This window comes from Helicobacter sp. (genome assembly GCF_022511165.1).
GTDB lineage: Bacteria > Campylobacterota > Campylobacteria > Campylobacterales > Helicobacteraceae > Helicobacter_C.
This window is the reverse complement of record NZ_JAFLSB010000005.1, coordinates 1-25,042: the sequence shown is the minus strand read 5'-3', so window position 1 is coordinate 25,042 and position 25,042 is coordinate 1. Positions and strand designations below refer to the sequence as shown.

Annotated in this window: 26 protein-coding genes; 12 read left to right on the top strand and 14 right to left on the bottom strand. The window is 38.3% G+C overall.

The features are described from left to right. Positions 1-88: 88 nt before the first annotated feature. From J1E28_RS01375 to truA, 6 genes are read left to right on the top strand one after another with little or no spacing between them, the layout of a single operon-like run. Positions 89-1,135, top strand: coding sequence for a ribonucleotide-diphosphate reductase subunit beta (locus J1E28_RS01375; RefSeq protein WP_291026145.1), 1,047 nt, complete (start codon positions 89-91; stop codon positions 1,133-1,135). Further along, positions 1,125-1,868: a carbon-nitrogen hydrolase family protein gene (locus J1E28_RS01370; RefSeq protein WP_291026144.1), complete on the top strand. Its 744-nt coding sequence runs from the start codon at positions 1,125-1,127 to the stop codon at positions 1,866-1,868. Before J1E28_RS01375 ends, J1E28_RS01370 begins: the two co-directional genes overlap by 11 nt. Positions 1,869-1,884: 16 nt before the next feature. Continuing rightward, the gene (locus tag J1E28_RS01365) at positions 1,885-2,496 is read left to right on the top strand and encodes a protein-L-isoaspartate(D-aspartate) O-methyltransferase (protein ID WP_291026168.1); all 612 of its coding nucleotides are present in this window, start codon (positions 1,885-1,887) and stop codon (positions 2,494-2,496) included. Between the two features lie 8 nt (positions 2,497-2,504). Continuing rightward, positions 2,505-3,170, top strand: coding sequence for a prepilin peptidase (locus J1E28_RS01360; protein WP_291026143.1), 666 nt, complete (start codon positions 2,505-2,507; stop codon positions 3,168-3,170). After that, complete coding sequence (locus tag J1E28_RS01355; protein ID WP_291026142.1) at positions 3,163-4,182, top strand: LptF/LptG family permease; 1,020 nt, start codon at positions 3,163-3,165, stop codon at positions 4,180-4,182. Before J1E28_RS01360 ends, J1E28_RS01355 begins: the two co-directional genes overlap by 8 nt. Beyond that, complete coding sequence (truA, locus tag J1E28_RS01350; protein ID WP_291026141.1) at positions 4,182-4,910, top strand: tRNA pseudouridine(38-40) synthase TruA; 729 nt, start codon at positions 4,182-4,184, stop codon at positions 4,908-4,910. The genes J1E28_RS01355 and truA overlap by 1 nt, the downstream gene beginning before the upstream one ends. 96 nt (positions 4,911-5,006) lie before the next feature. On the opposite strand, the gene traF is transcribed toward truA, so the two are convergent. The 6 genes from traF to selA are packed head-to-tail and all read right to left on the bottom strand — an operon-like array spanning position 5,007 to position 12,706. Further along, a complete protein-coding gene (traF, locus tag J1E28_RS01345) occupies positions 5,007-6,647 on the bottom strand; it encodes a conjugal transfer protein TraF (RefSeq protein ID WP_291026140.1) in 1,641 nt (546 codons plus the stop codon). A gap of 9 nt (positions 6,648-6,656) precedes the next feature. Next, the gene (locus J1E28_RS01340; RefSeq protein WP_291026139.1) at positions 6,657-7,073 is read right to left on the bottom strand and encodes a universal stress protein; all 417 of its coding nucleotides are present in this window, start codon (positions 7,071-7,073) and stop codon (positions 6,657-6,659) included. Between the two features lie 14 nt (positions 7,074-7,087). Continuing rightward, the gene (locus J1E28_RS01335) at positions 7,088-8,320 is read right to left on the bottom strand and encodes a molybdopterin molybdotransferase MoeA (protein WP_291026138.1); all 1,233 of its coding nucleotides are present in this window, start codon (positions 8,318-8,320) and stop codon (positions 7,088-7,090) included. 27 nt (positions 8,321-8,347) lie between these two features. Next, positions 8,348-9,442 (bottom strand): cysteine desulfurase, encoded by a 1,095-nt coding sequence (locus J1E28_RS01330; protein WP_291026137.1) that lies wholly within the window; start codon positions 9,440-9,442, stop codon positions 8,348-8,350. Continuing rightward, positions 9,442-11,322, bottom strand: a complete 1,881-nt coding sequence (selB, locus tag J1E28_RS01325; RefSeq protein ID WP_291026136.1) for a selenocysteine-specific translation elongation factor — start codon at positions 11,320-11,322, stop codon at positions 9,442-9,444. The genes J1E28_RS01330 and selB overlap by 1 nt, the downstream gene beginning before the upstream one ends. Further along, the gene (gene selA / locus J1E28_RS01320; protein WP_291026135.1) at positions 11,312-12,706 is read right to left on the bottom strand and encodes an L-seryl-tRNA(Sec) selenium transferase; all 1,395 of its coding nucleotides are present in this window, start codon (positions 12,704-12,706) and stop codon (positions 11,312-11,314) included. Before selA ends, selB begins: the two co-directional genes overlap by 11 nt. Before the next feature lie 95 nt (positions 12,707-12,801). On the opposite strand from selA, the gene msrA reads away from it, so the two are divergent. Then, a complete protein-coding gene (msrA, locus tag J1E28_RS01315) occupies positions 12,802-13,302 on the top strand; it encodes a peptide-methionine (S)-S-oxide reductase MsrA (protein ID WP_291026134.1) in 501 nt (166 codons plus the stop codon). Positions 13,303-13,351: 49 nt separating this feature from the next. Here the strand turns inward: msrA and yedE are convergent, their stop codons facing one another. The 8 genes from yedE to J1E28_RS01275 form a co-directional block, all read right to left on the bottom strand. After that, the gene (gene yedE / locus J1E28_RS01310) at positions 13,352-14,407 is read right to left on the bottom strand and encodes a YedE family putative selenium transporter (RefSeq protein ID WP_291026133.1); all 1,056 of its coding nucleotides are present in this window, start codon (positions 14,405-14,407) and stop codon (positions 13,352-13,354) included. A 58-nt stretch (positions 14,408-14,465) separates the two neighbouring features. After that, positions 14,466-14,927, bottom strand: a complete 462-nt coding sequence (locus J1E28_RS01305) for a PaaI family thioesterase (RefSeq protein WP_291026132.1) — start codon at positions 14,925-14,927, stop codon at positions 14,466-14,468. Between the two features lie 9 nt (positions 14,928-14,936). Continuing rightward, positions 14,937-15,863 (bottom strand): tRNA 5-methoxyuridine(34)/uridine 5-oxyacetic acid(34) synthase CmoB, encoded by a 927-nt coding sequence (cmoB, locus tag J1E28_RS01300; RefSeq protein WP_291026131.1) that lies wholly within the window; start codon positions 15,861-15,863, stop codon positions 14,937-14,939. Then, the gene (locus tag J1E28_RS01295) at positions 15,860-16,888 is read right to left on the bottom strand and encodes a hypothetical protein (RefSeq protein WP_291026130.1); all 1,029 of its coding nucleotides are present in this window, start codon (positions 16,886-16,888) and stop codon (positions 15,860-15,862) included. The genes cmoB and J1E28_RS01295 overlap by 4 nt, the downstream gene beginning before the upstream one ends. 20 nt (positions 16,889-16,908) lie before the next feature. Beyond that, a complete protein-coding gene (metG, locus tag J1E28_RS01290) occupies positions 16,909-18,843 on the bottom strand; it encodes a methionine--tRNA ligase (protein ID WP_291026129.1) in 1,935 nt (644 codons plus the stop codon). Between the two features lie 72 nt (positions 18,844-18,915). Then, positions 18,916-19,167 carry a hypothetical protein gene (locus J1E28_RS01285; protein ID WP_291026169.1) on the bottom strand — a complete coding sequence of 84 codons (252 nt, stop codon included), beginning with the start codon at positions 19,165-19,167 and terminating at the stop codon, positions 18,916-18,918. Further along, positions 19,160-19,999 (bottom strand): class 1 fructose-bisphosphatase, encoded by an 840-nt coding sequence (locus tag J1E28_RS01280; protein ID WP_291026128.1) that lies wholly within the window; start codon positions 19,997-19,999, stop codon positions 19,160-19,162. The genes J1E28_RS01285 and J1E28_RS01280 overlap by 8 nt, the downstream gene beginning before the upstream one ends. 46 nt (positions 20,000-20,045) lie before the next feature. Then, positions 20,046-20,714, bottom strand: a complete 669-nt coding sequence (locus J1E28_RS01275) for a hypothetical protein (protein ID WP_291026127.1) — start codon at positions 20,712-20,714, stop codon at positions 20,046-20,048. A 148-nt stretch (positions 20,715-20,862) separates the two neighbouring features. Here J1E28_RS01275 and rpe point away from each other — a divergent pair, with 148 nt between their 5' ends. The 5 genes from rpe to J1E28_RS01250 all read left to right on the top strand — a co-directional run bounded on the left by rpe (position 20,863) and on the right by J1E28_RS01250 (position 24,976). Further along, complete coding sequence (gene rpe, locus J1E28_RS01270; protein ID WP_291026167.1) at positions 20,863-21,501, top strand: ribulose-phosphate 3-epimerase; 639 nt, start codon at positions 20,863-20,865, stop codon at positions 21,499-21,501. A gap of 5 nt (positions 21,502-21,506) precedes the next feature. Continuing rightward, a complete protein-coding gene (locus J1E28_RS01265) occupies positions 21,507-22,271 on the top strand; it encodes a 3'-5' exonuclease (RefSeq protein WP_291026126.1) in 765 nt (254 codons plus the stop codon). Positions 22,272-22,626: 355 nt separating this feature from the next. After that, a complete protein-coding gene (locus tag J1E28_RS01260; protein ID WP_291026125.1) occupies positions 22,627-22,923 on the top strand; it encodes a hypothetical protein in 297 nt (98 codons plus the stop codon). Then, a complete protein-coding gene (locus J1E28_RS01255) occupies positions 22,923-23,633 on the top strand; it encodes an SDR family oxidoreductase (RefSeq protein ID WP_291026124.1) in 711 nt (236 codons plus the stop codon). The genes J1E28_RS01260 and J1E28_RS01255 overlap by 1 nt, the downstream gene beginning before the upstream one ends. Next, positions 23,630-24,976: a fatty acid--CoA ligase family protein gene (locus J1E28_RS01250; RefSeq protein WP_291026123.1), complete on the top strand. Its 1,347-nt coding sequence runs from the start codon at positions 23,630-23,632 to the stop codon at positions 24,974-24,976. Before J1E28_RS01255 ends, J1E28_RS01250 begins: the two co-directional genes overlap by 4 nt. Positions 24,977-25,042: the final 66 nt, after the last annotated feature.

Sequence of the window (25,042 nt, the reverse complement as noted above, 5' to 3'; positions counted from 1 at the left end):
TTAATATTATTAGAATTTAAGTCCTAAATCAATACAATTTCCCCGCATTTTTATATCAATTTTCTTAAAGTCTTCTTAAAGGTTTTTTATGGGTATATTAGAATCTCAAGCTATTTCACGCAAACTTATTTACAATCCCCAATCTACCGAGAGTGTTGTAGATAGACGCATCTTTGGAGGCAATCCTACAAGCATATTTGAACTCAATAAAATTAAATATCAATGGGCATATAATCTATGGCAGACAATGCTTAATAACACTTGGTTTCCTGCAGAAGTCAATATGAATCAAGACAAGCGCGATTATAATAGCGGCTTGACAGCCCAAGAAAAGCTTGGCTATGATAGGGCTTTGGCACAGCTTATTTTTATGGATTCTCTGCAAACGAATAATCTCATTGATAATATGAATCCTTATATTACAAGCCCTGAAATTAATCTCGTGCTTGTGCGTCAAGCCTTTGAGGAGGCTTTGCATTCTCAAAGCTATGCAGTAATGGTAGAATCTATCTCGGCAAACACAGAGGAGATTTATGATATGTGGCGCAGTGATATGCAGCTAAGAAGCAAAAATGATTATATCGCTAATGTCTATATCACTCTTGCTAAATCGCCCGATGAACAGAGCTTATTAAAGGCAATGTTTGCTAATCAAATCTTAGAGGGGATTTATTTTTATAGTGGATTTTCGTTTTTTTATACTCTTGCGCGAAGTGGCAAAATGCTTGGTTCTGCGCAGATGATACGATTTATTCAGCGCGATGAAATAACACATTTGGTTTTATTTCAAAATATGATTAATTCTTTGCGCAAAGAGCGAGAGGATTTATTTACTTCTGCGCTTGAAGAGGAAGTCATAGAGATGTTTAGAAAGGCAGTAGATATAGAATCAAGTTGGGGTGAATACATCACGCAAGGGCAGATTCTAGGGCTTACGCCAGATATTATACGCGAGTATATCCAGTATTTAGCAGATACGCGCCTTAGAGTGGTGGGATTTAAAGAGCTTTATCATTCTAAAAACCCTATTAAATGGGTGGATCAGTTTGCAAGTTTTAATCAGCAAAAAACAAACTTTTTTGAATCAAAAGTGGCAAATTATTCAAAAGGGAGTATTAGTTTTGATGATTTCTAAAAAATTGTATAGTATGCAGATTAAGACAGGGCAGGACTTTGCCCAAAATCTTAAGCAAGTGGAGGATTTTATCGCTCAATGTGGCAAAAATGCTATTATTTGCGCACCAGAGATTGTATTAAGTGGCTTTGTTTATCAGCATATGAATGAGGCGAGTGAGTTTTCACGATTTGCCACAGAGCGACTTTTAGAATGTAGTGCGAAATACAAAAATACGCTTGTTATTACGATGATTGAGCAAAAAAATAAAAAATTTTTTAATAACCTCAAAGTCTTTCATAAGGGCGAAGTGATACATAAGCAGAGTAAAAGCAAACTTTTTTCACTTGGCGATGAGCATTTGCATTTTACTGCGGGCAAAAAAGATGAAATTAGCATTTTTGAGATTGATGGGCTTAAATGTGCAGCATTGATTTGCTTTGAGCTACGCTTTGTGGAGCTTTGGGAGCAAATAAAGGGGGCAGATCTTATTTTTGTGAGCGCACAATGGGGTAAAGCGCGTAAGAATCAGTTTGAGATTCTCTGCACCGCCTTGGCTGTTGCTAATCAAGCTTTTGTGTTAGCAAGTAATAGCGCAAATGACATAATGGCTAAAGGAAGCGCAATTATTACACCCTATGGAGTTGTGTATAAAAATGATAAAAAACATTTTGTTGCGTGTGAAGTGGATATTAGCGAAACATCACGTATAAGAAAATACATCAATACAAATATAAAGATTAATAATGTATAAATTTGCCGCTAAGGAAATGTGTGATGAGATTCAAAAGAGCTTTCCTCTCTCCCCCAAAGTTATCAATGCTTTGTGTGCAGTAGATAGAGAGAAGTTCGTTCCTGCAGGTTTTGCGCAACATCTTGCTTATGATATAAAGGCTTTGCCTATGGTAGAATCTCAATATATTAGCTCTCCGCTTACTGTGGCGCAAATGACAGAATATCTCGCGCCAAATGGTGGAGATTCTGTGCTTGAGATTGGCTGTGGGAGCGGGTATCAGGCGATGGTGCTTTCTCATCTTTTTCGCCGCGTTTTTAGTATCGAACGCATTGAAAAGCTTTTAAGCCAAGCGCGAGAGAGGTTTCAGCTCTTGCAGTCGCATAATATTTTTACTAAGTTTGATGATGGGCAAAAGGGTTGGGCGGAGTATGCTCCATTTGATGCGATTTTATTTTCAGCTTGTGCAAAGACTATCCCCCAAGCTATTATTAATCAGCTCCAAGATGGGGGGGTGATTGTCGCTCCTATGCTTGAAAGTAATAAACAGATTGTCAAACGTTTTAGAAAGCATAATGGTATGCTGGATGAAGGTGAGAGTTTAGGAGAATGTCTTTTTGTTGATGTGCAAGATGGTGTAACGAGGTAAATAAAAAAATGGCGTCAATGTCAATTCTTATTATACTTTCTTTATGCTATGGCTTTGTGGGAGTAGTTTTGATTGCCTTATATGCAGGATATAATGAGGTGCAAAATACTTCTTTTCTTACTTCTATTTTTTCATCAAGACAACATCGAATCTATTTTATCCTTCTTTTTATATGTTCATTTGTTTTGCTTATGTGGCAGGATATAAGTGCTACCTATGTTATTTTATGCTTTTTGCTCCTTCTTGGTATCATCGATATTAAATGCCTTGCTTTGCCTGATATGCTCAATTTTTCTTTGCTTTTTATATGCGCTGTGTATGCGTTTTTAGAAAGCACTCTTACAGGGGAGAGTTTTATATATAGGGTGCTTTTGGGTTTTGGTGTAGGGGGAGTATTTTTTGCTCTTAAAATTTTTTATCAGTCCTTAAGCTCTAGGGATATTATTGGCGAGGCAGATATTATTGTTTTAAGCTCTCTAGGCATTGCTTTTGGTGCTTTTAGCGCCTTTGTAAGCGTTTTTTTGGGGAGCGTAGTAGCCCTTGTGTATGCGCTTTTTTTACATTTTTTTTTAAAGCACAATCTCTTTGGACTTAAACTCCCCTTTTGTTTTTTTATCTTTGTGGGTACGATGCTTCATTTTTTATGGTTGAGTTATGGGGATAGATATGCTTAAACGTTATCTTTTTATGTCTTTTGCGCAGGTGTTTTTTTCTTTTTTTCTCGTGCTGTTATTTATTGCTTCAATTGTACTACTTATTGATATTGCAGGGCGTACTTATGTGGTAAAGATGAGTTTTTTTGATTTGGGGACTTTATTTTTTTATCTTTTGCCAAGCAGCTTATTTTTTATTATACCTATTACCTTTTTTGCTGCTTTGGTGCTTAGTATATCGCGCTTAGCCTATGAATATGAGCTAATGGTGTGTTTTTCACTTGGAGGCAAGCCTTTTGATATAGTGCGCTTCTTTTTGCCCATCACATTGCTTGTTACAGCTATTTTATTTGTGTTTTCGCTTATTGTGCTTCCACTTGCTAATAGCGCTTCTAAAAACTTTGTGGCACAAAAAAGGGCAGATATTGATGTGAATATTAAGCCCGGCGAGTTTGGGCAAAAGCTAGGTGATTGGCTTGTATATGTAGATAGCGCACAAAATCGTGTATATAAGAATCTCATCTTGTTTTCAGAAAATGGTTTTGAAGGCGATACTTTGATAATCGCGCAAGAGGGGAAAACAAATAATAATCAAGGGCTTTTTGAGCTTAATCTCAAACAAGGCAGTGCGTATTTTGCTGCGATAGATGAGGTCAAGAGGGCGGATTATGAGCAAATGAGTGTGCGTCAAAATGTGGGTGAACCACAGCTTAGAAGCTATGATTTGCTTGAATATTGGGGTGATGCTTTTAATCCTAATGCCTCTCAAAAATCGCGCAAATTGGCTCAAGCTGTGCTTGTATCGCTTTTTCCTTTAGTTTCTCTTTTTCTTGTCCCCCTCTTTGGTATTGCCAATCCTCGCTTTAGCTCGAATCTATCTTATTTTTATGTGATTGGTGCAGTAACATTGTATTTTGTCTGTATGCATATTATCTCCGAGCAATTTCCACATATTGGTATGATAATTCTTCCATTGCTGTGGTTTTGTGTGAGCTTTGTGCTGTATAGGAAATTCATTGCTAAGTTTTACTGATGCATAAATATAAGGCGGTAATTGCCTATGATGGAAGCGTGTTTTGCGGTTTTGCCCTGCAAAAGCATAAAAAAAGTGTGCTGGGAGCATTGCAGGAGGCTTTTTCTCGTGTAGGAATAAGTGGAGAGATTCTAGGAGCATCTCGCACAGACAAGGGCGTGCATGCTACTGCTCAAGTGATTAGCTTTTGCAATGATTTTATTCATCGCTATGAGAGGGATTATGTGCTTTGGCTTTTAAACACAAAGCTCTATCCACATATCAAAATACGCTCGATTCATATTGTCCCTCCTCACTTTCACCCTCGTTTTGATGCTAAATGGCGTGCATATCGATTCTTGCTTACTTCTACGCTTCCCTCGCCTTTTGCTTCAGCTTATGTAAGCTATGAAAAAATTGGCGACATATCGCGTTTTCATAAGGCTTTAAGTCTTTTTAAGGGAGTGCATAACTTTGCATTTTTTAAGAAAAATGGATCATATACAAAAGATGATGTGCGCCATATTTTTGACATAAGGTATTATCAATATAGAGGGATAGATGTGGTTTATATGCGCGCAAATGGTTTTTTACGCTCTCAAGTGCGTTTAATGGTAGGAGCAGCTTTAAGCGTGAGTAGAGGTGAGATGAGCTGTAATGATTTGCAGGAGCAGATTCTCACACAAAAGCAACATTATCGTTATCCCATTGCCCCTCAAGGCTTGTATCTCTGTGGCGTGGGATATTAATTTTTTTATAAGCCTAATATTTTAGATTTATATTAGTGAGGATATTTTTACCATAGAGATTTTTATAGTCTCAATTTTTATTAAAAGCCTTCAATCCTAAAAACTAAAGCTTCCGCCCACGCGGACATTGAGGTATTGAGGAATAGGAATATTTTCTACCTTTGTGAATTTTGTGCTTGTCTGCAAAGCGACATCGAGGAATCCTAGCACATTAAGCCCACCTGTGAGGATAAGTCCTGTATCTTGTCTTAAATCATTCATTGCGCCAAGACGTATATCAATAGCTTTGAAGTCAAAACCTATCCCACCACCAATCATTTGGCTTTGTTGCTTAATATTGCTAAAGGCAATCATATCATTTGGGACTAAATCTGCATCAAAAGCAAGATTAATAATTTTTGAATTATAAGCCACACCAGCACGATATTGGGGCTTAAGCGTGATATTTGTGAGGGTAGATTCAAAAGTAGGTGAGTTAATATTTTTTGCCACAAGCCCAAAGGTGAGGTAACGAAACTCGGGAAAATCAATCTCATAGAGTGCGCCTACATCAATTCCAAAATTATTTGATGAAATCGCTCCATTAAGTGAGGCAAAATCAGTCAGCTCCTTTTTGCCAATATTTGTATTGATAGCGAGTTGATTTTGGGTACTCATAGCATTCATAAATTTACCAGCTATGCCTAGATTCAAATTACCATTTTTGAGATAGAAGGTGCGCGCATAGCCCACAGGTAATTCAGTCAGCACAAAACTTGTAGCAATGAGTTTATGCGCATCGCTATTGCCATCTATTGAAGCAAGAAGTGAGTATTGTTCATAATCAGCTTGGGTTGAGGTTTTGAAGCTAAAGCTATTACCATTATCTACAAGCTCATAATAAGTCCCTCCCCCATCGACAATAAGACGCATACGATTGGGGTCAGCTTTGATAGACATATTTGCATACACAGAGGCAAAGAGTGCTACACCCAAACTCCCCAACTTTTCATTCATTGTTTTGCTAGAGATTTGCAAAACAACACCATTTTGGCTACTCACATTGAGATTATTATCTTGAAAAATCTCCTTAAGAGCTGTTATATCATTGACTGCTTTATCAAGCCCTTTATCGCCACCTTTTGCGATAGTGATGTTTTGTAAAAGCCCAGCTACAGCCCCAGCTCCGCTACTAAAATCAAGATTATCATAATCAATGCTTCCTGCGATACTTCCAAGCAAGTCTTTTTGGTCTTGAGATAATCCATTGCTTTGCTGCACAGCATCAAGTACAGCTTGTATCAAATCGCTATAATCTCCACTTTGTTGTTTTTGTGCTAAGTAATCTTCCAAATCTTTCTGTACATTGCCAGTAGAACTAAATCCTAGATTTTTTAGCACATTATCAAGCGCCTTTTTGACTATATCTGTAATCTCGCCCGCGCTCGCTCCACTCCCACTAGCAGCAAAGGTATTTACTAATCGCTCGGCAGTGTTTGCTAGATTATTAACATCAAGCTTTGTAATTTTGGCAAGGTTTTGCTCCTTTAGCCCGACACCTAGGGAGTAGCCTATCTTCACGCGTGGGTCAGAGCTAAGGAGTGCAGGGTTATAATATAAGCCCCATACAGAATGCTTGAGTGCTACTCCTGCTCCTCCCATTGCCGCTGAAGTATTGCCCATTGAGCCAAAATCTAAGGCTGAGCTAAAGCTCACCCCTAGCATACTCAAAGCTGCAATCTTTTTGATTTCCCACATTTGTGTTCCTTATTTTGCCACCAAAACAGGGATAGGAGAAGAATTAATAAAACTATTTTGGTGAGAATTGAAGATTCTATGCAAAAGCGATGATTCACTTGCACCAATCACAAGCAAATCATATTCATTGATGATTTCAAGCACCACATCAACAGGATTGCCTGTTTTTAGAATTTTTTTGCAAGTAATACCTTCTTTGTTAAAGGTAGATTCAAATTCATCAAGGAGTTTGTTTGACTTTTCGTTTTCGATATTTTCTATCGTACCATAATCCACAATCCCACTTTCAGCATATACAACAATTTCAGGCGTTACATGTAAAAGAGTAAGCTCTATTCCTTCTCTATGTCCAAAAAAGCGGATAATAGTTGCTATTGCTCGGCGGCATTCTTGTGTATCGCTCACACCAAATAGAAGTTTTGTCATACATTTCTCCTTTGCTAATGATTGAGAAATTCTATTATATCACAAAAATCGGCATTGTAAGGAATAACCTTAATTTCGCTTCCTTTTGGCAAGAAAGTAGTATTCTCACAGAGAGCTATGGCATTATTTTGCCACATATGAACAAGTGAGCTTGAGCCGATTTTGCCATTTTTATAAAGTATGAAGTCTGCAGCCTCAATGTTGCCCAAAATCATATGTGTTGTCCCTGCTTTGAGCTTACAATCTTGGTTAAGTTTGAGGGTTTGGCTTTTGGGATAAAACGCATAAGAGCCTTGTAAAGATTCTAAAAAGCTAAGCACAAGCGTATGTGTGTGTAATAGCAATGCTAAAGGATTGCCCGGGAGCAAAATAATCAAAGTTTGTCCCAATATTGCACAAGCAAGATGCCTGCCGGGTTTGACATTGATACCATCAAAGAGAAACTTTGCTCCTTGCGCCCTAAGCACATCTTTGATGAGATCTGCCTCCCCCACACTTGCTCCTCCACTTGTAATCACCACATCATATTCATTAAAATGTGCAATTTTCTCACAAAGGGCATTTTTATCATCTTGCAAAATCCCTCCATAGCTACACTCATAGCCACGATGAGTTAAAAGCGTATAAAGACTTGTCGCATTTGTGTTATAGATTTGATGAGGTTGCGCTCTCTGGCTTGGCTCAATCACTTCATCGCCGCTTGAAAAAATAGCAATACGCAAAGGCACAAAGCTTTCAATCTTGTTAATACCCTGTGAGGCAAGAATGCTCAAATCTAAATGATCAAGTCTTTTTCCTTTGCGCAACAGCACAGAATCTGGCGCAATTTCCTCTCCCTTAAAGCGGATATTTTGTCCTTTTGTTATAGATGGAGCAGATTCTAAAGATGCTCCTATTTGCACCTTTGTGCCTTCTGTTTTTGTCCATTCAAACTGCACTACGGCTTGGGTATTATGTGGAAGCATCGCTCCTGTCATCACTTTATAAGTATGTGTAGGTTTGAGGCTTAAATGTGCTGCACTCTCACCCGCAAACACACTTCCCTCACATATACAGGTTTTACCATAATCTTGGAGTAAAATCGCATAGCCGTCCATTGCAGAATTATCAAAGGGGGGCAATGCTCTTGTGGCGATGATGTCTTTGCTTAGCACACTTCCATAAGATTCAAAAAGTGGCAATATGCGTGTGCGTGTGGTATGTGGCAAAGATGTGCCTAGGCGAAGAGCTTGTGTAAAATCTATCATTCTTACTCCTTTTTATTTTTAGAAATCTTATGAGAATTGTCGAAGTTGCAAATATGCAGAAGCTAGGCGCGTAGTGGTAGATTCTATATTTTCTAGTTTCGCATAGCTAATACTTAATAATTCTCGGCATTGCGCCTCTTCATAGCCCATAGATTCAAGCACAAAAGAGGGTTTTGCATTGCCAAAAAGACAATCCTGCCCATTAATAGCATAAATACCCTCTATTTGCAAACTTTGAATTAAAAGCCGTGCTTTTATGCGCTTTAAACGCAAAGCAAGCGTATTTGGCGCATTGAAAGCAAGAGGGGCAAAAAGTGCCACATCATCTTTAAGCTTGGCTTGAAGAGATTCAAAAAAATGCAGTTTAGAATCTGCGCTTTGAGGAGAGGCGAGTATATCTTCAAGAGCTTTAAGCGCAGCAGCAAAGAGATGTGGGCGCAAGAGTTGAGTATCATTATAGGCTTTGAGTGCGGGATTTAGAGTGTGCGTGTGGGTAAGGATAAAGGCGTTTTTACGCATTAAGCCTATGCTTTCGGCATTGCAGATAAAAAGCACAGATTCATTACAAAGAGAGCGCAAAAAATGCAGATTCTCTTGTGTGAGAGTGCTTGCAAAAAGTGAAATATCACAAAAAATAAGTGCATTTTTATAATGTGAGAGAATCTCATTGATGAGGCTTTGCAAGGGGTTAAGTGTGAGCAAGTCTTGGTTAAGCAGAGGGATAAAAAAAGCAATGTTTTCTAAGGCATTTTGTAATGGTGGGATATGCTCTATAATACCCTCTTGATTTAAGGGCAAAAAAGAGAGACATTGAGGCTTTATCGCGCAAAAACTCTTTGCTGCATAAAAGCTTTGTTGAGAGAGGCTAGGGGCTAGGGCGATATGGTATTGGTATGAGGAGAGTGTGCAAAAAAGCGATAAAAACTCCCCACAGCTATAATCAAAAGCAAGAGCGTATTCTGCGCCAAAAAAATGTGCCAAAGAGCAAGAATCTGCCTTAAATGCGGCAATAAAGGTGTTGTCAAAGGTGTTTGGATTGGCAAATGTATCAGTTAAGAGCGCATTGGCTGCTTGATTCTGTGGAAAATTAGCTAAAAAATCAAGGCGAACAGGGGATTGCATTAATTTCCTTTTTGAGCATATTTAAAAGTGCGCTTATTTTTAAAGCACTCTATATCATCAAATTGATCTAAATATTCGAGATAACCGATGAGATATTTACGAGAAAGTTTGGTGTGTTCGCGCAAAAGAGCCACATCAACATAGCCATATTTACTAATGAGTTCGCGCATAAGGCTTGTAATTTGCGTGAGTGCCTGTGCAGTGATAAAGAGATTATGGCTAATGCGCACTACTTTTTTAGCTAAACTCAAGGCTTTAAGCGCATTATCGCCGACTTTTTTGTCAATATCGAAAGATTCATAGATGTTATAGGGTGCGCTTGGGGCATAATGCGCCTTTGCAAGTTCATTATAGAGTAGCTCTTGGATAAAAGCATCAATATCTTTAATCGTGCAAAGTTTAGAGAGATAAAGCCCATTTTTATATATGATTTGTCCGCTTTCTGTCAATTCATCTAGGGCGGCTTGAGCGAGGGCTAAAGATACCCATTTGTGCTTAAGAGTAAAGCTTGAGGCAGAGAGGAGGGCAGAGGTATTACGAGTGAAAATCTCCATAATTGCTGATTTTACAGATGCAATTTGTGAGAGTGGATAGAGAATAAGAGATTTTTCATCGGCAAAGATAGATTCTATGCCTGTGGCGATAGCATAGCTTTGGGTATGACTTAAACCAAATCGTTGTGTAGAACTCACAAGCCCAAAGCCTTTTTTGTGAATCTGACTAAAAAACTTAAATGCACTTTCAAAGTCTTTTTTAGCTAGGGCTTGAAGCAAGGTAATTTTTGTGTGTTTTTTGATAGGATCGGCAATAGGATTTAAAATCACACCTCCACATAATTCGCCCTCATCATTGCGTAGGATAAAATGTTGTGCAAAGATGCCAAAGATGTTTTCATCACATTTAAGCGTGGCAAGAATGAGGGGTTTTTTGCTAAAAGCACAAGAAATCGGCTCTTTGTGTAGAATCTGCACTTTGGCATTGAGCTTTGAACTACCAATGTAGAATTGATATATGCCATTATGTTTTACTTCTCCAAAAATACCCACATCAATGCTATCAAAGCCTCTTAAATAGCCTTTTGGTGCAAGGAGATAGCCTCTTTTGAGTTCATTATGGCTCACTTGTGCAAGATTGAGCGCGACACGATGAGAAGGAGTGGCGATAGTGGCATCTTTATCGTGGATTTGTATGCCTCGCACAAGCACTTCTTTGTTTTTATGATATACATAGAGTTTATCTCCAAGTGTGCATTCCCCGCTTAGCACACTGCCTGTAACCACACACCCCACCCCCTTAAGGGCAAAGCTTCTATCTATATAATACAAAAAGAGACCAAAATCTGTTTTTTTAGGCTTTGGGAGAGAATCTAAAATATTTTTGAGATGCGCGAGTTCTTTTGTATTCTGTGCTTGTGGGTGCAAGGAAAGCGCGAGGCATTCTACAAGCTGCATATCTAGGCTTAAAAATTGCTTTTTGAGCGCAGATTCTAATTCTTTTAATTGCTCTTGTGGAGAGGCGAGCTTGTCGATTTTAGTTATTACGCACACACAAGTGCGAATGCCTAACATATCCGCAATTTTGATATGCTCAATGGTTTGAGGCATAATACCCTCATTTGCAGCTACAACAAGAAGCAAAATATCAATGCCAAATGCCCCTGCAATCATATTTTTGACAAGTTTTTCGTGTCCGGGAACATCAATAAATGCAACATTGCGAGAAGCAAGTTTGAGTGAAGAAAAGCTTAAATCCAAAGTAATGCCCCTTTGTTTTTCTGCTTCTAAACTATCGCCATCAAAGCCATTAAGTGCCTTTATGAGCGTGGTTTTTCCGTGATCTATATGCCCACTCAAGCCAACAATAATATCATTATTGTCCATTTTTATCCCCACTAAAAATATGGGTGAGTATTGTAAGGAGCGCATCTTCATCGCCTTCAAGTAATGTGCGCATATCAAAGAGGATTTTATTTTCTCTTATATAAGCTATGACGCCAAAAGAGCGTAGAGCGCACTCAAAATCCTCTATCGATTTATCTTTAGCTTGCAATGCAACCCCAAAAGAGGCAAATGTGCTATCAGGGAGTGAGCCTCCCCCAGCGACTGATTGTAGGGGCAAAACTTCAGCTTTTAGATATGGGGCAATACTTGAGGCGCAGATGCTTTTTTGAAAATGTATAGCCCTAGATTCTAAGGTTTTAGCATCTGCTAAAAGCAAGGCAAGAGTTGGAATCTTGTGATAGGCTTTGTCTTTATAGGCTTTAAGTGTAGCTTGAAGAAGGAGAATGCTACACTTATCTACTCTTAGAGCGCGCAGCAAAGGATTCTTCTTAAGTTTTGATATGAGGGCAGTTTTGCCACAGATAATGCCCACTTGCCCACCTCCTAAGAGTTTATCTCCACTAAAGCTAATTAAAGAGGGTTTATAAGCACATATTTCTTGCACACTTGGTTCATCAGGTAGATTTAAAACTCCCAAATGCCCACTCCCTAAATCATAATAATCAATGAGATGATATTTGCGCGCAAGGGCAACAAGATCTTTAAAATGGCAGGAACTCACAAAGCCAATTTGCCTAAAATTGCTTTGATGCGCTTTCATAATCATTGCGCTTTGTTCATTAATAGCGCTTTCATAATCACGCAAATGCGTTTTGTTGCTCGTGCCTACTTCGCGCAAAATACTTTGGCTATTTTCCATTACTTCAGGCATTCTAAAGCTCCCGCCAATCTCTATAAGCTCTCCACGCGAGATAATAACCTCTTTGTGTTTGGCAAAAGTATTGAGGATTAAAAACACAGCAGCAGCATTATTATTGACTAAAAGTGCGTCCTCACAACCACATATTTCACGCAAAAGTTGCACACAATGTATATATCGCTCTCCTCTTTTGCCTTCGCTCAAATCATATTCAAGCGTGTGATAGGAGTATAAAAAGGGCGTAATTTCTTCTATTATCTGCTTAGAAAACACACTGCGCCCAAGATTTGTGTGAATCACAACGCCTGTGGCATTAATGACAGGCTTTAATGTAGGCTCGCTCAAATGCTGCGCTTGAGCCTTAAGTGTGGGGATAATATCGTTTATGGCTTTTTTAAATGATTGCTCATTGATTGTGCTATTTTTAAGATTCTCGCGTAAAAGCTGCAGATGTGCAGTGATAAGAGGCAAAAGCAAGGCTTTATCAAAGTCCTTAAGCTCGTTATGATAAAGCAGTGCATCGACTTTGGGGATAGACTGAAAGAGTGTTGTATGTTTGGGCATTGTTCCCTCCGCGTCTGTTTTTCTTTTGTATAAAGATCCAAAGTAAGATTTAAGCCTCATTATACCACATACAGCAGAAAAAAATGGAGGCAAAAATGGCGGTAATTTATCTTGCAGGAGGCTGTTTTTGGGGATTACAGGGCTATTTTGATAAACTTTCAGGCGTGCTTTCTTCTCAAGTGGGCTATGCCAATAGTGATATAGCCTATCCCTCCTATGAAATTGTGTGCAGTGGCTTAAGTGGCGCGGTGGAGACTTTAGAGCTTTATTTTGATGAACAGATTCTACCTTTAAATGAGATTATCGGGCGGTTTTTGAGCATTATTGATCCAACTGCACTTGATTTCCAAGGCAATGATAGAGGCACACAATATCGCAATGGCGTGTATTTTACAGACGCAGAAAATGAAGAAGTGATTAGGCAATGCCTTAGAATCTGGGAGGAAAAGCATAATAAAAAGGCGGTTACAGAGGTTTTTGCCTTGCGTAATTTCTATCCCGCAGAAAGTTATCATCAAAAATACTTGCTTAAGAATCCGCACGGATATTGCCATATTGATATACAATCCGCGCTCAAGCCGTGGAATCCTGCATAAATTCAATGCTAAACCTTTATGCCAAATTAAGAGAGAATCTCAAAGGCATTTAGATGCGTTGTTTATTGGAGATTCCAATATAGATAGCAACAATAAATCCAAGCCCAACTGCCCAAGGTGCAAAGGCGGTAATTCCCGCAGGTGAGCTTGCAAGAAGAAAATTATGTGCGATTGCTCCTCCGGCTATCATACCTATGATAAAAATTGCTGAAGTGAGATTGCCTGTACCCATTTGCACAAGATGTTTGCCCGGGCAACCTTCACTCAAGCTCAAACAAAGCCCTGCCAAAACCATTCCTAAGAAATTCCACACTATATCATTATGAGCGATAGGTTGGGAGGTAAAGCCAAAATGATATTGCCCTAGGGCGAGATTGACTACACTTGCTCCTATAATAATAGCTATAATGCCCCAAAACATCGAGAAATCACCTCTAAATGCTTTTGAGAGCGCTCCCACAGAGCAAAATTTGCTCTTGTGCATTAGGATTCCTATGATTATTGAAGCAAAGAGTGAGAAAAGAATACTCGCGTGTTGTGAGGCAGGACCTTTGCTTGAGCTAAAAAATGCGCCATTATCAAATTTTAAGCCAAATATAAGTGCCAAAAGCAAAGCAATACAAAATATTACAGGCAAGATGCCTATGCTTTTACTTATAGGTAAGCCCTCTTGCACGACATAGCCTTTGCGCTTAAAAAACATACCTATAAGCACCCCACCTCCTAAGCCAAGCACCCCAGCTATTGCTGTCATATCGCCACCCCCAAGTCGCAAAAATGCTCTCCAAGGACAGCCTAAAAACACAAGTGCGCCAATCATTGCAAATATGCCAAGAAAAAAATGTGAAAAAGCCATAGGGGAGGATTTGGGAGCAAATTCTTTTGTCCAAAATAAACTTGCTAAGAATCCACCAAGCACAAGCCCCATAATTTCAGGTCTTAAATACTGCAAACTCTCTACGCGATGAAAGCCAAATGCACCACTTGTATCACGCAAAAAACAAGCCGCGCATATACCCATATTGCCGGGATTGCCAGCATAAACTAAAAAAGCTGCAAGCATACCAAGAGCTGCCCCAGAGATAATAAACCATTTTATGCTCATATTCACTCCTTTTGTGATTTAGCCAAACTGACTTTCAAGTGAGATTCTAGTGCAAAACTTATTTGTCCTCCTCGTCCTTAAAACGCAATTTGAAGATTTTTTTATCAAATACAGCAATATGAAAGATTGAATCAAAGATTTTAATATCAAGCAAATAGCCCTCAACCTTGACTTCGCATTTTTTCGTTTCATTTTGAATCGCTTCTGCTTTAAAGGTAATCTCGTGCCCTAGTTCAATGGGAGCTAAAAACTTCACATCAGCAGCAATAAGCACACTATATTTTTTATTAATTGCTGCCATAGCGGCAAAACTTGCAGAATTGAACACAAATCCCGCGTGAATCATCTTGCTTTGATCCATTGTCATACGATCTGTGGGGGTAAATCGCACCACTGCCTTATTATGATATAATTCAAGTAGCTCTCCTACAATATTTGGAGACATCTCTGTGCAAACGATTAAGTCATCATTCTCAAGTGGTATATCAACACTTTCTTCATTTAATCCATCATCTACCATATGCGTCCTTTAATGTTTTTTAATCTTAAAATACCCTCGTATAGGAGCTTGATAGCCCTCTATGGTAAGTGTTTGAGTAGGATTCAAAAATGCACTTAGGCTTTGAGAATCTACCCACGACGTTTGTCTTTGCTCTTCTGTTGTTGTGGGCTTAAAGCCAAGTATCTCAAAAGAGCTAAACTTCGCCCTCTCGCACCAGCCTTGAAGCGTAGCAACACTTGGGATAAAATAGACATTTGACATTTTAGCATAGCTTTGTCTTGGGCAGAGACAAATTTCATCTTCACTTTCATAAATGAGTGTATCTAAAATGACTTCTCCCTCACTACTTAGGGATTGGTAGAGGTTACGCAAGGTGCTTATAGGATCGAGGCGATGATAGAGTACCCCAAGGCAAAAAATCACATCAAAATAGCTTTTGTGCGCTTGAGTAAAGGCACTTAAATCCTCCACCCCAAGCAATTCAAAATGCACAGGAGCTTGGATAAAGTGATTAATGAAATCAAATTGTGCTTTGAAAATCCCGCTTGGATCAAAGCCCGTGATGCTTTGGGGTTGAGAGCCAATTGAGAGCATTTCAAACATATAATAGCCATTATTGCAGCCCACATCAGCTACTTTTTTGCCTCCTAAATCACAATGAGGTTCAAGAGTCTGCCATTTTATGAAGCTCTGCCATTCACTATCAATATGCACATCAAATAAAAAAAAAGGTCCTTTGCGCCAAGGCTTAAGCTTATGAGCAAGAGTGTTGATTGCGTGGTGGTGTGGCGTATAGAGAGATTTGTCTAAGGCGCGGATATGGATTCCATTATCGCTATGAAAAGTTGTGGGGATTAAAGGCAAATTTGCAATTTCTGCTAGAAGTGGAGCTATATTTTTTGCTTGAGCGATATGCTTTGCTTTTTTTGCAGCATAATCAAAAAAATCACTCAAACCCCTTCCTCGCTCAATAATGGAAATAAGGTAGGCTCAATAATGCGCCTGTGGTTGGTATTAAGCGCATACACAAGCTCATTATCACTTATGCCTAAAATAAGGGCAAAGTTAAAATTCTCATTGTGAATATGCCCACATAGCTCCTCTTGCGTATTATAGGCGAGGGTTTGAGCAATTTGGCTAAAAAGATCTACATATACAGAAGGCACGAGAAAGAGAACCTTCCCCCAAGTCGCGTTATTAGCAATATAAGCCATATAACGTTTAAATTGCTCAATATCCTCTTCGGCAATAGCTACCTTTGAGGCTTGCCCATACTCTATGATTTTGCCAAAGGCATTGAGGAAATTGGGCTTAAAGAATGGAATCTGTTTAAAATGAGCTAGAGAATAGCCTAGGCCCTCCTGCTCACACAGATTCAACACAACGCTTAATTCATTAAAAAATAATTTAGGGAGATTGATGCGATAATGCGCGTCTTTATGGAGAATCGTGCTGTCAAAAAGTGTATGTGAAAGCACTAAAAAAGGACGCTCTTTAGGTTTATTTGCTTCAATGGTATGGAATCCTAGCTTCGTAATATGCTCATTATGTGTAAAAATAAAAGCAATCTTTTCATCATTTAAAAGCTCAATAAATGCACTTAAATCGCTATTGAAAAAACACACCCTTTCATCATCAACAATATTTTGAGCAATAGATTCTTCAATAGGGGAGAGCGAAGCAATAAGCGCAATATTTTTTGCCAAAAGCTTATAGCGAATGAGGCGTATAAGGCAATCTTGCATATCCTCAACATAAATATATGCTATCTCCTTATCTTCAATGCTTACTTTTTGCTTCACAATCACCCCATATGCTCCTGCTTCAATGGCTTGTGTGATATGAGAATTTGTGAGCGCGATAAACAAATCACCTTTTTGCACTTGTTCTACATCGCAGATTATGCGTGAAAACATTGCAATAGATGGTTTATTAAGAAGTGTGCCTCTTGTAATCTCCACAACTTCATTCACCCTCATTTGACACCTTTAATAAAAGATTAGCTTATCTTACTCCCATTATCTTGTGCTTTATCTACACCAAGCAGAGATAAGCCGTTTTTATCCTCACTAGCAAGTATCATTCCCTCACTTATCTCGCCCATAAGCTTAGCAGGTTTGAGATTTATAATTACACATACTTGTTTGTTGAGTAGGGATTCTGGGCTGTAATGTGGTGCGATACCCGATAGAATCTGTCTTGGTTTATCCTCGCCAATATCTACAAGGAGTTTGAGCATTTTATTGCTTTTTTCTAAAGCAGAGCATTGTATAATTGTGCCTACGCGTATATCAAGTTTTTTAAAGTCTTTTATATCAATAAGCTGCATAGAATCTGTGTTTTTTGATTTATTGGATTCTGCTTTTGGAGGTTGATGCGGAGAATCTGCCAAAGATGATGTTTGTATGCGCGGGAAAAGTGGAGGGATTTTCTCTAAAGTTAAAGGAAGCAAGAGTTGCTTTTGAGTAATAAAGCTATCAAAGCTTTGCGCATTAATATTAAATTGAAGTGCATAAGCAATCTTAGACGCACTTTGGGGCATAATAGGATAGAGCAAAATTGCACCTTTAGCAAGAATATTTGCGATTAAGCCAAGTAAAGCCATTGCGCGTTCATCTTGGTGAGATTTGATGAGATTCCACGGCTCATATTTACTAATGGCATTATTGCCAAGTGCGTAAATTTTCCATAGCTCTTCAATAAAGCGATGAGGTTGCATAAGGCACATTTTTTCATAGGCATTGTCTATGTGTATATGAAGCTCATCAAGTTCATTTTGAAAGTATTTCACCACATCTTTAGAATCCACGACTAGCTCAAAATATTTTTCACTCATTCCGCAGAGGCGATTTAAAAGATTACCCACATCATTACCCAAATCAGCATTAATGCGTTCAATCAAGGTTTTTTCGCTAAAATCTCCATCTTGTCCAAAAGGCATTTCGCGTAAAAGGAAATAACGCAAAGATTCTACGCCATAAGTCGCTGCCATTTCTTTGGGATTGACTACATTGCCAATGCTTTTGCTCATTTTTGCGCCATCTCTTGTCCACCACCCGTGTGCATAAATGTGTTTGGGCAAGGGGAGTTCTAGGCTCATTAAAAATGCTAACCAATACACTGCGTGAAAGCGTAAAATATCTTTGCCCACAAAATGTATAGCATTCTCCCAATAGGGCATTTTGGCATTGTTTGAGAGATAGCCTAGAGGGCTTAAGTAGCTTAAAAGTGCATCAAGCCACACATACATCACGTGTGCCTTGTCGTCTTTGCGTGCAGGATTATGAAGGAGTGGCACACCCCATTCAAAGCTTGTGCGCGTGATTGAGAGGTCATTTAAGCCTTCGCTTACAAATTTGACAATATCATTTTGATAAAAAGTAGGGGCTATCATTGAGGGATTTTGAGCAAAATGTGCCAAAAGCTTTTCTTGATATTTGCTTAGGGCAAAAAAATAACTTTCTTCTTGAACAAGCTGTGTTGGCTTACCACAATCAGGGCAAGATTGATTTGTGCCAAGTTGTTTTTGTGTAAAAAAACTTTCACAGGAGATGCAGTAATGCCCCTCATAAGTGCCTTTATAAATATCTCCTTTTTTAAACATTATTTCAAAGGCTTTTTGCACACTTATGCAATGCGCCTCATCTGTGGTGCGCACAAAAATATCATAATCTATATCAAATTCATTCCATAGCTCCCTGAATCGTCCGCTAATTTTGTCTGCATAATCTTTGGGACTTAAGTTGTGTTTTTGTGCAGATTGCTCAATTTTTTGCCCGTGCTCATCTGTGCCGGTAGTAAAAAGCACATCTTGTCCCTGAAGTTGATGGAATTTTTTGAGCATATCACAAAGAAAAGTCGTATAAGAATGCCCAATATGTGGCACATCATTGACATAATAAATAGGTGAGGTGATGTAGGTTTTTGTCTGCATAAAATTCCTTTCAAATCAAGTTAAAATAAAAACTTTGCTTTTTAATCTTTAAGCTAGATTCGCTTAAAGCATCTAATTAAAATCAAAGCTTCCTTGTTGTCCTTTTGACATACTATTATATACGGCTTTCACATAGCTATTACGCACTTCGCAACCAATAAGAGAGGCACACATTGAGCAGGTTGCAAGGGCTTTATTGCGTTGGCATTGCTGCAAAAGGAGCATTTTTTCTTGTAAGTCCTTTTCAAATTCATCACTTGGCTCTCTTATAGATTCTAGATTCTGCGCATTTGTAGTGTGTATTGTTTGTGCATTTTCATTCATAAATTTTCCTTACAAGCTCCATTTCTTCTTTGCTCCCAAAAAAACACGCGCAGCTCTCGTGTATATGTCCTACATTAAGTTCAAGAAGCCTTTGTGTGCCATTTGTAGCAAAGCCCCCAGCTTTTTCATAGATAAAGGCAAAAGGAAATACCTCAAAGAGTTTGCGTAATTTGCCTTGTGGCGCATCACTTGTTGCAGGATAGCTAAAAAGTCCCCCGCCTTTAACAAGAATCTGATGTAAATCAGGCACCATACCGCCTGAATAGCGCAAACGATAGCCTTGTGCAAAAAGAGATTCTATCATTGTCTTATGTTTGCTCTCCCAATGCTTTTGTGTGCCTCCGGGTGCATTAATGCGCCCTTTACTTTGAAGTTGTAATGCCCCTAGAGTTCGCCATTGTGTGCCATCATAGCGATAATGCAAAACTTGCTCTTGGGCGATGACCATTTCAAGTCGCGGTCCATATACAATATAACCGCTTGCAATAAGCGCAGAGGGCTTTAGCTCTTCATTATAAATGCCAAAAATGCTACCTATGCTCAAATTACTATCAATGAGCGAAGAGCCATCAAGAGGATCATAGGCGATAATATAAGGCGCATCGGTATTTACTGAAGGGCATATCTCTTTTTGCTCTTCACTGCAGATTGCTTTCACACAGGGCAATTCAAGCAGGGCTTTTTGGAAGATTCTATCTGCTTCTACATCGACTTCAAGCTGTCTATCTCCACTTGCATTATTACTTTCAAGATAGCTACCATTTTGTTGATGAAGCAATGTATCAATATGTAAAGCACACTCTCGCAGAGTTTCTATAATTACACTTATCATTTTATTCTCCAAATGCGGATTGGCTTAAGATTATAGCATTTTAGTATTAAACTCTTATGATTCTTGTAAGAGTGGAATAAAATTGTGTTGATTCAATCATTTGATTGATGCTTGCGTGGTGATTTGGCTTTTGCAAAGCGATATTATAATCACTCACATCAAGAGCATTCCACGCTCCTCCTATGAGTGCGGCGATATTGGGGCGGCGCAAATGTGTATGTTTTGCAGCAATATAGACATTTTCCCAGAGCTTTATATGAGGCGGACGCGTTTTTGGCACACAAATGCCCACAGGATCAAGTGTGAGGAGATAATGTAGGGCTACTTGATGTGCATTTTGATTGAGATTGTTGAGAGCTTTATAAAAATTATTCGCACCCCACGAGTGGGCAATCACAAAAAGTGGCAGGTGGGATTTGGCTAAAAGTGGTAGCCACGCGCTAAAAAGAGTTTTGGAATTAAAACTCGCATATATTTTAAGGCAAGATTCTTCGTTAAATATTATGAAGTTTTTAAATACAGCGCACATTATCGTATCGCAAAATCCTCCTATAAAAATCACAATTGCCTTAGGATTATGTGGAGATTCTAGGTTTTGGGCGGGAATCTTAAAGCCATAGGGGATAAAGGGTGTAGGGGGCTTTGGCAATATGGCAGGATAAATAAGGGTGGGAAGAGAAAGTTTAAAAAGTGGCACAAAGTGGGATAGAGGCATTGATGTTCCTTGAAATTGATATGAGATATTATAGCTATGGAGTGAAAATAAGGGCGATTATGATACAATAGTGTAAAGATTTTTAGATGTAAAGAATTCTTTATGTGAGTTTGCATTGTAAAAACAAAGGGGAATAATGGCAAAAGAAGTGCTTGTCGCACCAAGTGTGCTTTCAGCTGATTTTTCGTGTCTTGGTAAAGAGGTAGAGAGCGTTTGTAAGGCAGGCTGTGATTATGTGCATATTGATGTAATGGACGGGCATTTTGTGCCAAATCTCACAATGGGTCCTTGTGTGGTAGAAAGCATAGCTAAAGTTGCCTCAAAGCCCCTTGATATTCATCTTATGGTGAAAAATGTGCCTTTTTTTGTGGATTTATTTATGCCCTTAAAACCCGCATTTTTAAGTGTGCATATTGAGGAGGTTACGCATCTGCATCGCCTCATTTGGCATATTAAAGAGAGTGGTATTAAGGCGGGAGTAGTGCTAAATCCCTACACGAGTGAGCAGCTTTTAGAATATATTTTGCCTGAAATTGATTTGGTGCTTTTAATGAGTGTGAATCCGGGCTTTGGTGGGCAGAGCTTTATCCCTTTAGCCCTTGAAAAATTGCGCAATCTCAAAAAAATGCGTGATAGATTAAATCCCCAATGTTTGCTTGAGATTGATGGGGGGGTAAGTGATAAAAATATTGAGGCTTTAAAAGAAGCGGGGATTGATATGGTTGTGGCAGGAAGTTTTATTTTTGGCTCACAAGATTATGCAAAATCCATAGCCGCACTGAAATAGAATGAATGACTTACCCACAGCTTTTTGAAAAATTACGCACAGCTCCTATGAGCCAGAAGCAGTTTTATATGTATGTAAAAAATATCGGTGGGCTTTATGCAGATATAGAATCTGAACTCGAGCTTCTTAAGGGTGCAGGTGCGCCCTTGCTTAGAGAAGAAAGAGAGAATGAAGTTATTTTTAGCCTCTCAAGTAGCAAAAAAATGTGGCAAGAGAGTGATTTGGTTTTTGTAGATATTGAGACAAATGGTGCAAAGCCCCAAAGTAGCGATATTATAGAGATTGGTGCAATTAAGATGTGCGGGGGGGAGATTCTTGAATCTTTTGAAAGCTATATTTATGCACCTTTTGTGCCAGAAAATATTACCGAGCTTACAGGTATTACCGAAAGTGATATTGCCTCTGCACCGAGCAAAAAAGAGGTGCTTGGGGCATTTAGGGCATTTTTGGGTGAGGGTGTGTTTGTAGCGCATAATGTAAATTTTGATTATGGTTTTTTGGATTATCACTTGCGTCAATGCGGATTGTTTGGTGTGCTTAATCCTAAGCTTTGCACGATTGAACTTGCTAAAAAAACTATTCTCTCTAAGCGATATGCACTCTCTTATCTTAATGAGTTTTTAGGCATACATACGCCTATTTCACATCGTGCGTATGCTGATGCGCTTACAAGTCTTAGAATCTTTGAGATTGCGATGATGATGTTTCCCTCTTCTGTGCAAAGTGTGCAGGATTTGATTGATTTTTCAAAGGGGAGGTTGAGGCTTTAGCGCCAAAGAATCCTTATGAAAAAAGGGAGATTTTAGAATCGGTAAGACTGGGATATTAAAATTTTATTTTTAAAGCTAAGTAATTAAAGAGAGGGTTTTTTAGGGGAAAGTCAGAGAATATTCTCAAACCCAGTTGTAATCTTTATTTATTTCCCTCTTTCTAAATTCATAGATATAGAATCTCTATTGAAAATAGAAATTTTCAAGACTTTATTGTATTTAATTTTTCTTTAAATATCGCAAAATCTTTCATAAAAATATTTAAGACTCCCTTTTAAAAAACTCTTGTAAATTCCTTATTTGCGTAAATTTTGAGTTTGAAAACTTCTATTTTCAAACTCAAAAAGGAGCAAAAATGCAAGAAAAAATTGAAGAACTTATTATCAAGCATTTAAGAGAATCTGCAGAGGATTATGATGTTTTGGAGCTAAAAAATACAAATGCACAAACCAAGCTTTACACAGGGCTTGGTGGGGTTTTGGATTCTTTAGCGCTTGTTTCTTTAGTTTCTGATTTAGAGGAGCTTTTAAGCAAGGAGTTGGGCAAGGAAATTATTTTGGCTGATGAAAAGATGATGAGTGCAAGAAATTCACCTTTTAAAGATGTTAAAACTCTAGCAGAATATATAACCAAAGCTTTGGAGAAAGATTAATGCAAAAAGTCTTTGTCATTACAGGCACAAGAAAGGGTATTGGCAAATTTTTAAGTGAGTATTATTTAAAGCAGGGGTTTGTGGTGTGTGGCTGCTCGAGAAAAGAAGCAAGCATCAATCACAAAAATTATAGGCATTTTGAGCTTGATGTGAGTGATGAAAAAGCTGTTGTGTCAATGATTCGTCAAATCAAAAAAGAGTTTAATCGCATTGATACGCTCATTAATAATGCAGGCATTGCGGCGATGAATCATATTCTCACTACGCCAAAATCAAGCGCACAGAGCATTTTTCAAACCAATGTCATCGGCTCGTTTTTGTTTTTAAGAGAGGTTGCAAAGGTGATGATGAAGCATAAAGACACTAAGAATCTTAATATCGTGAATTTTTCAACCATAGCCACGCCTTTAAGATTAGAGGGTGAAGCTATTTATGCTGCTTCAAAAGCAGCAATTATCAATCTTACACAAACTTGTGCTAAAGAGCTTGCTCCCTTTAATATAAGAGTCAATGCCATTGCTCCAACACCCATAAAAACGGATTTAATCAAAAATATCTCACAAGAGCAAATTGACAAACTTCTTGCTAAACAAGCTCTACAAAGACTTGGAGAATTTAAAGATGTAGTCAATGTGATTGATTTTTTTATCGATGAGAAAAGCAATTTCATAACAGGACAAACACTTTATCTCGGGGGAGTGTTTGAATGAATTTTACCCACCCCTTTTTGCAAAAACTAAGCTCACATAATCTCCAAGTTAAGGCTTTGATTTATGATGATAAAGAAAGCTCTTATAAGGATTTGCTTTTAAAAACCAAAGAGAAATTAGAGCTTCTTAAAACAATCCCGCACAATCAAATTTTAGGTATTTTAGGGGATTTTGATATAAATTCCATAGCTTTTTTGCTTGCTTGTATTGAGTGTAAAAGAATTGTTGGGCTTTTTAGTGATGAAAATGAGCTAACTAGTAAGATAAATGAAGCAAGCATTAGTGTAATTTTTAAAGATAATACCCTCTCTTATGCACAAAATGACGCCCAAAAAGCCTCATCCACAAATGCACTTTTGCAAGATTTGCAAAATAAGGGCAGCTCGGGACTTATTTTATTTTCAAGTGGGAGCACGGGTAAGCCAAAGGCGATTTTACACAATCTTGATACACTTTTAGAATCTTACCTTGATAAAAAGCCCAAAAAAATGAATATTTTGCTTTTTTTGATGTTCGACCATATTGGCGGGATTAACACACTCTTTAATTGTCTAAGTATGGGAGCTTGTGGGATAGCCCTTAAGGAGAGAAAAAATGTGGATATTTTGGCTCAAAACATAGAAAAATACAAAATTGCTTTGCTTCCCGCAAGTCCTAGCTTACTTAATCTTATGCTTCTTGCAAAAGTTTCTTTAAAGTATGACTTAAGCTCTTTAAGGCTCATTACTTACGGGACTGAAAAAATGCCTGATATTTTGCTTGAAAAGCTAAAAGCCGAATTTAAGGGTGTGAGATTTCATCAAACCTTTGGCACAAGCGAGATAGGAATCACTCAAACCAAAACACACAAAAACTATATAAAACTTGAAAATATAGATTACAAGATTGTAAATAACGAGCTGTATTTGAGAAGTAAAACGCAAAGCTTAGGTTATTTGAATGCTTCAAATGAGGCTTTTAGAGATGATGGCTATTTTGCCACAGGTGATTTGGTTGAACTTATAAATATTGATGGCGAGGAATACCTTAAAATCATAGGTAGAAATAAGGAGCTGATTAATGTCGGTGGTGAAAAAGTGCTACCTAGTGAGGTTGAGGGGGTATTATTAGGGTTTGAATCTATTGTAGATTGTTTAGTTTTTGGCATTGCAAATCCTCTTACGGGGCAAAGTGTAGGAGTAAAAGTTGTCTTAAAAGAAGGGATAATTTTAAGTGCTTTGGAGCTTAAAAAACAAATCAAGGCTTTTTGCAAAGATAAACTTGCTGCTTATAAAATCCCAACCAAAGTGGAAATAGTAGAAAAGCTAGAAATTAGCACAAGATTTAAAAAGGTGAGAAAGTGAAGCATATTGTTGTAATGGGGGCTTCTAATTCAAGAATGCCAAATTCTTTTTATGCGGGAATTTGTG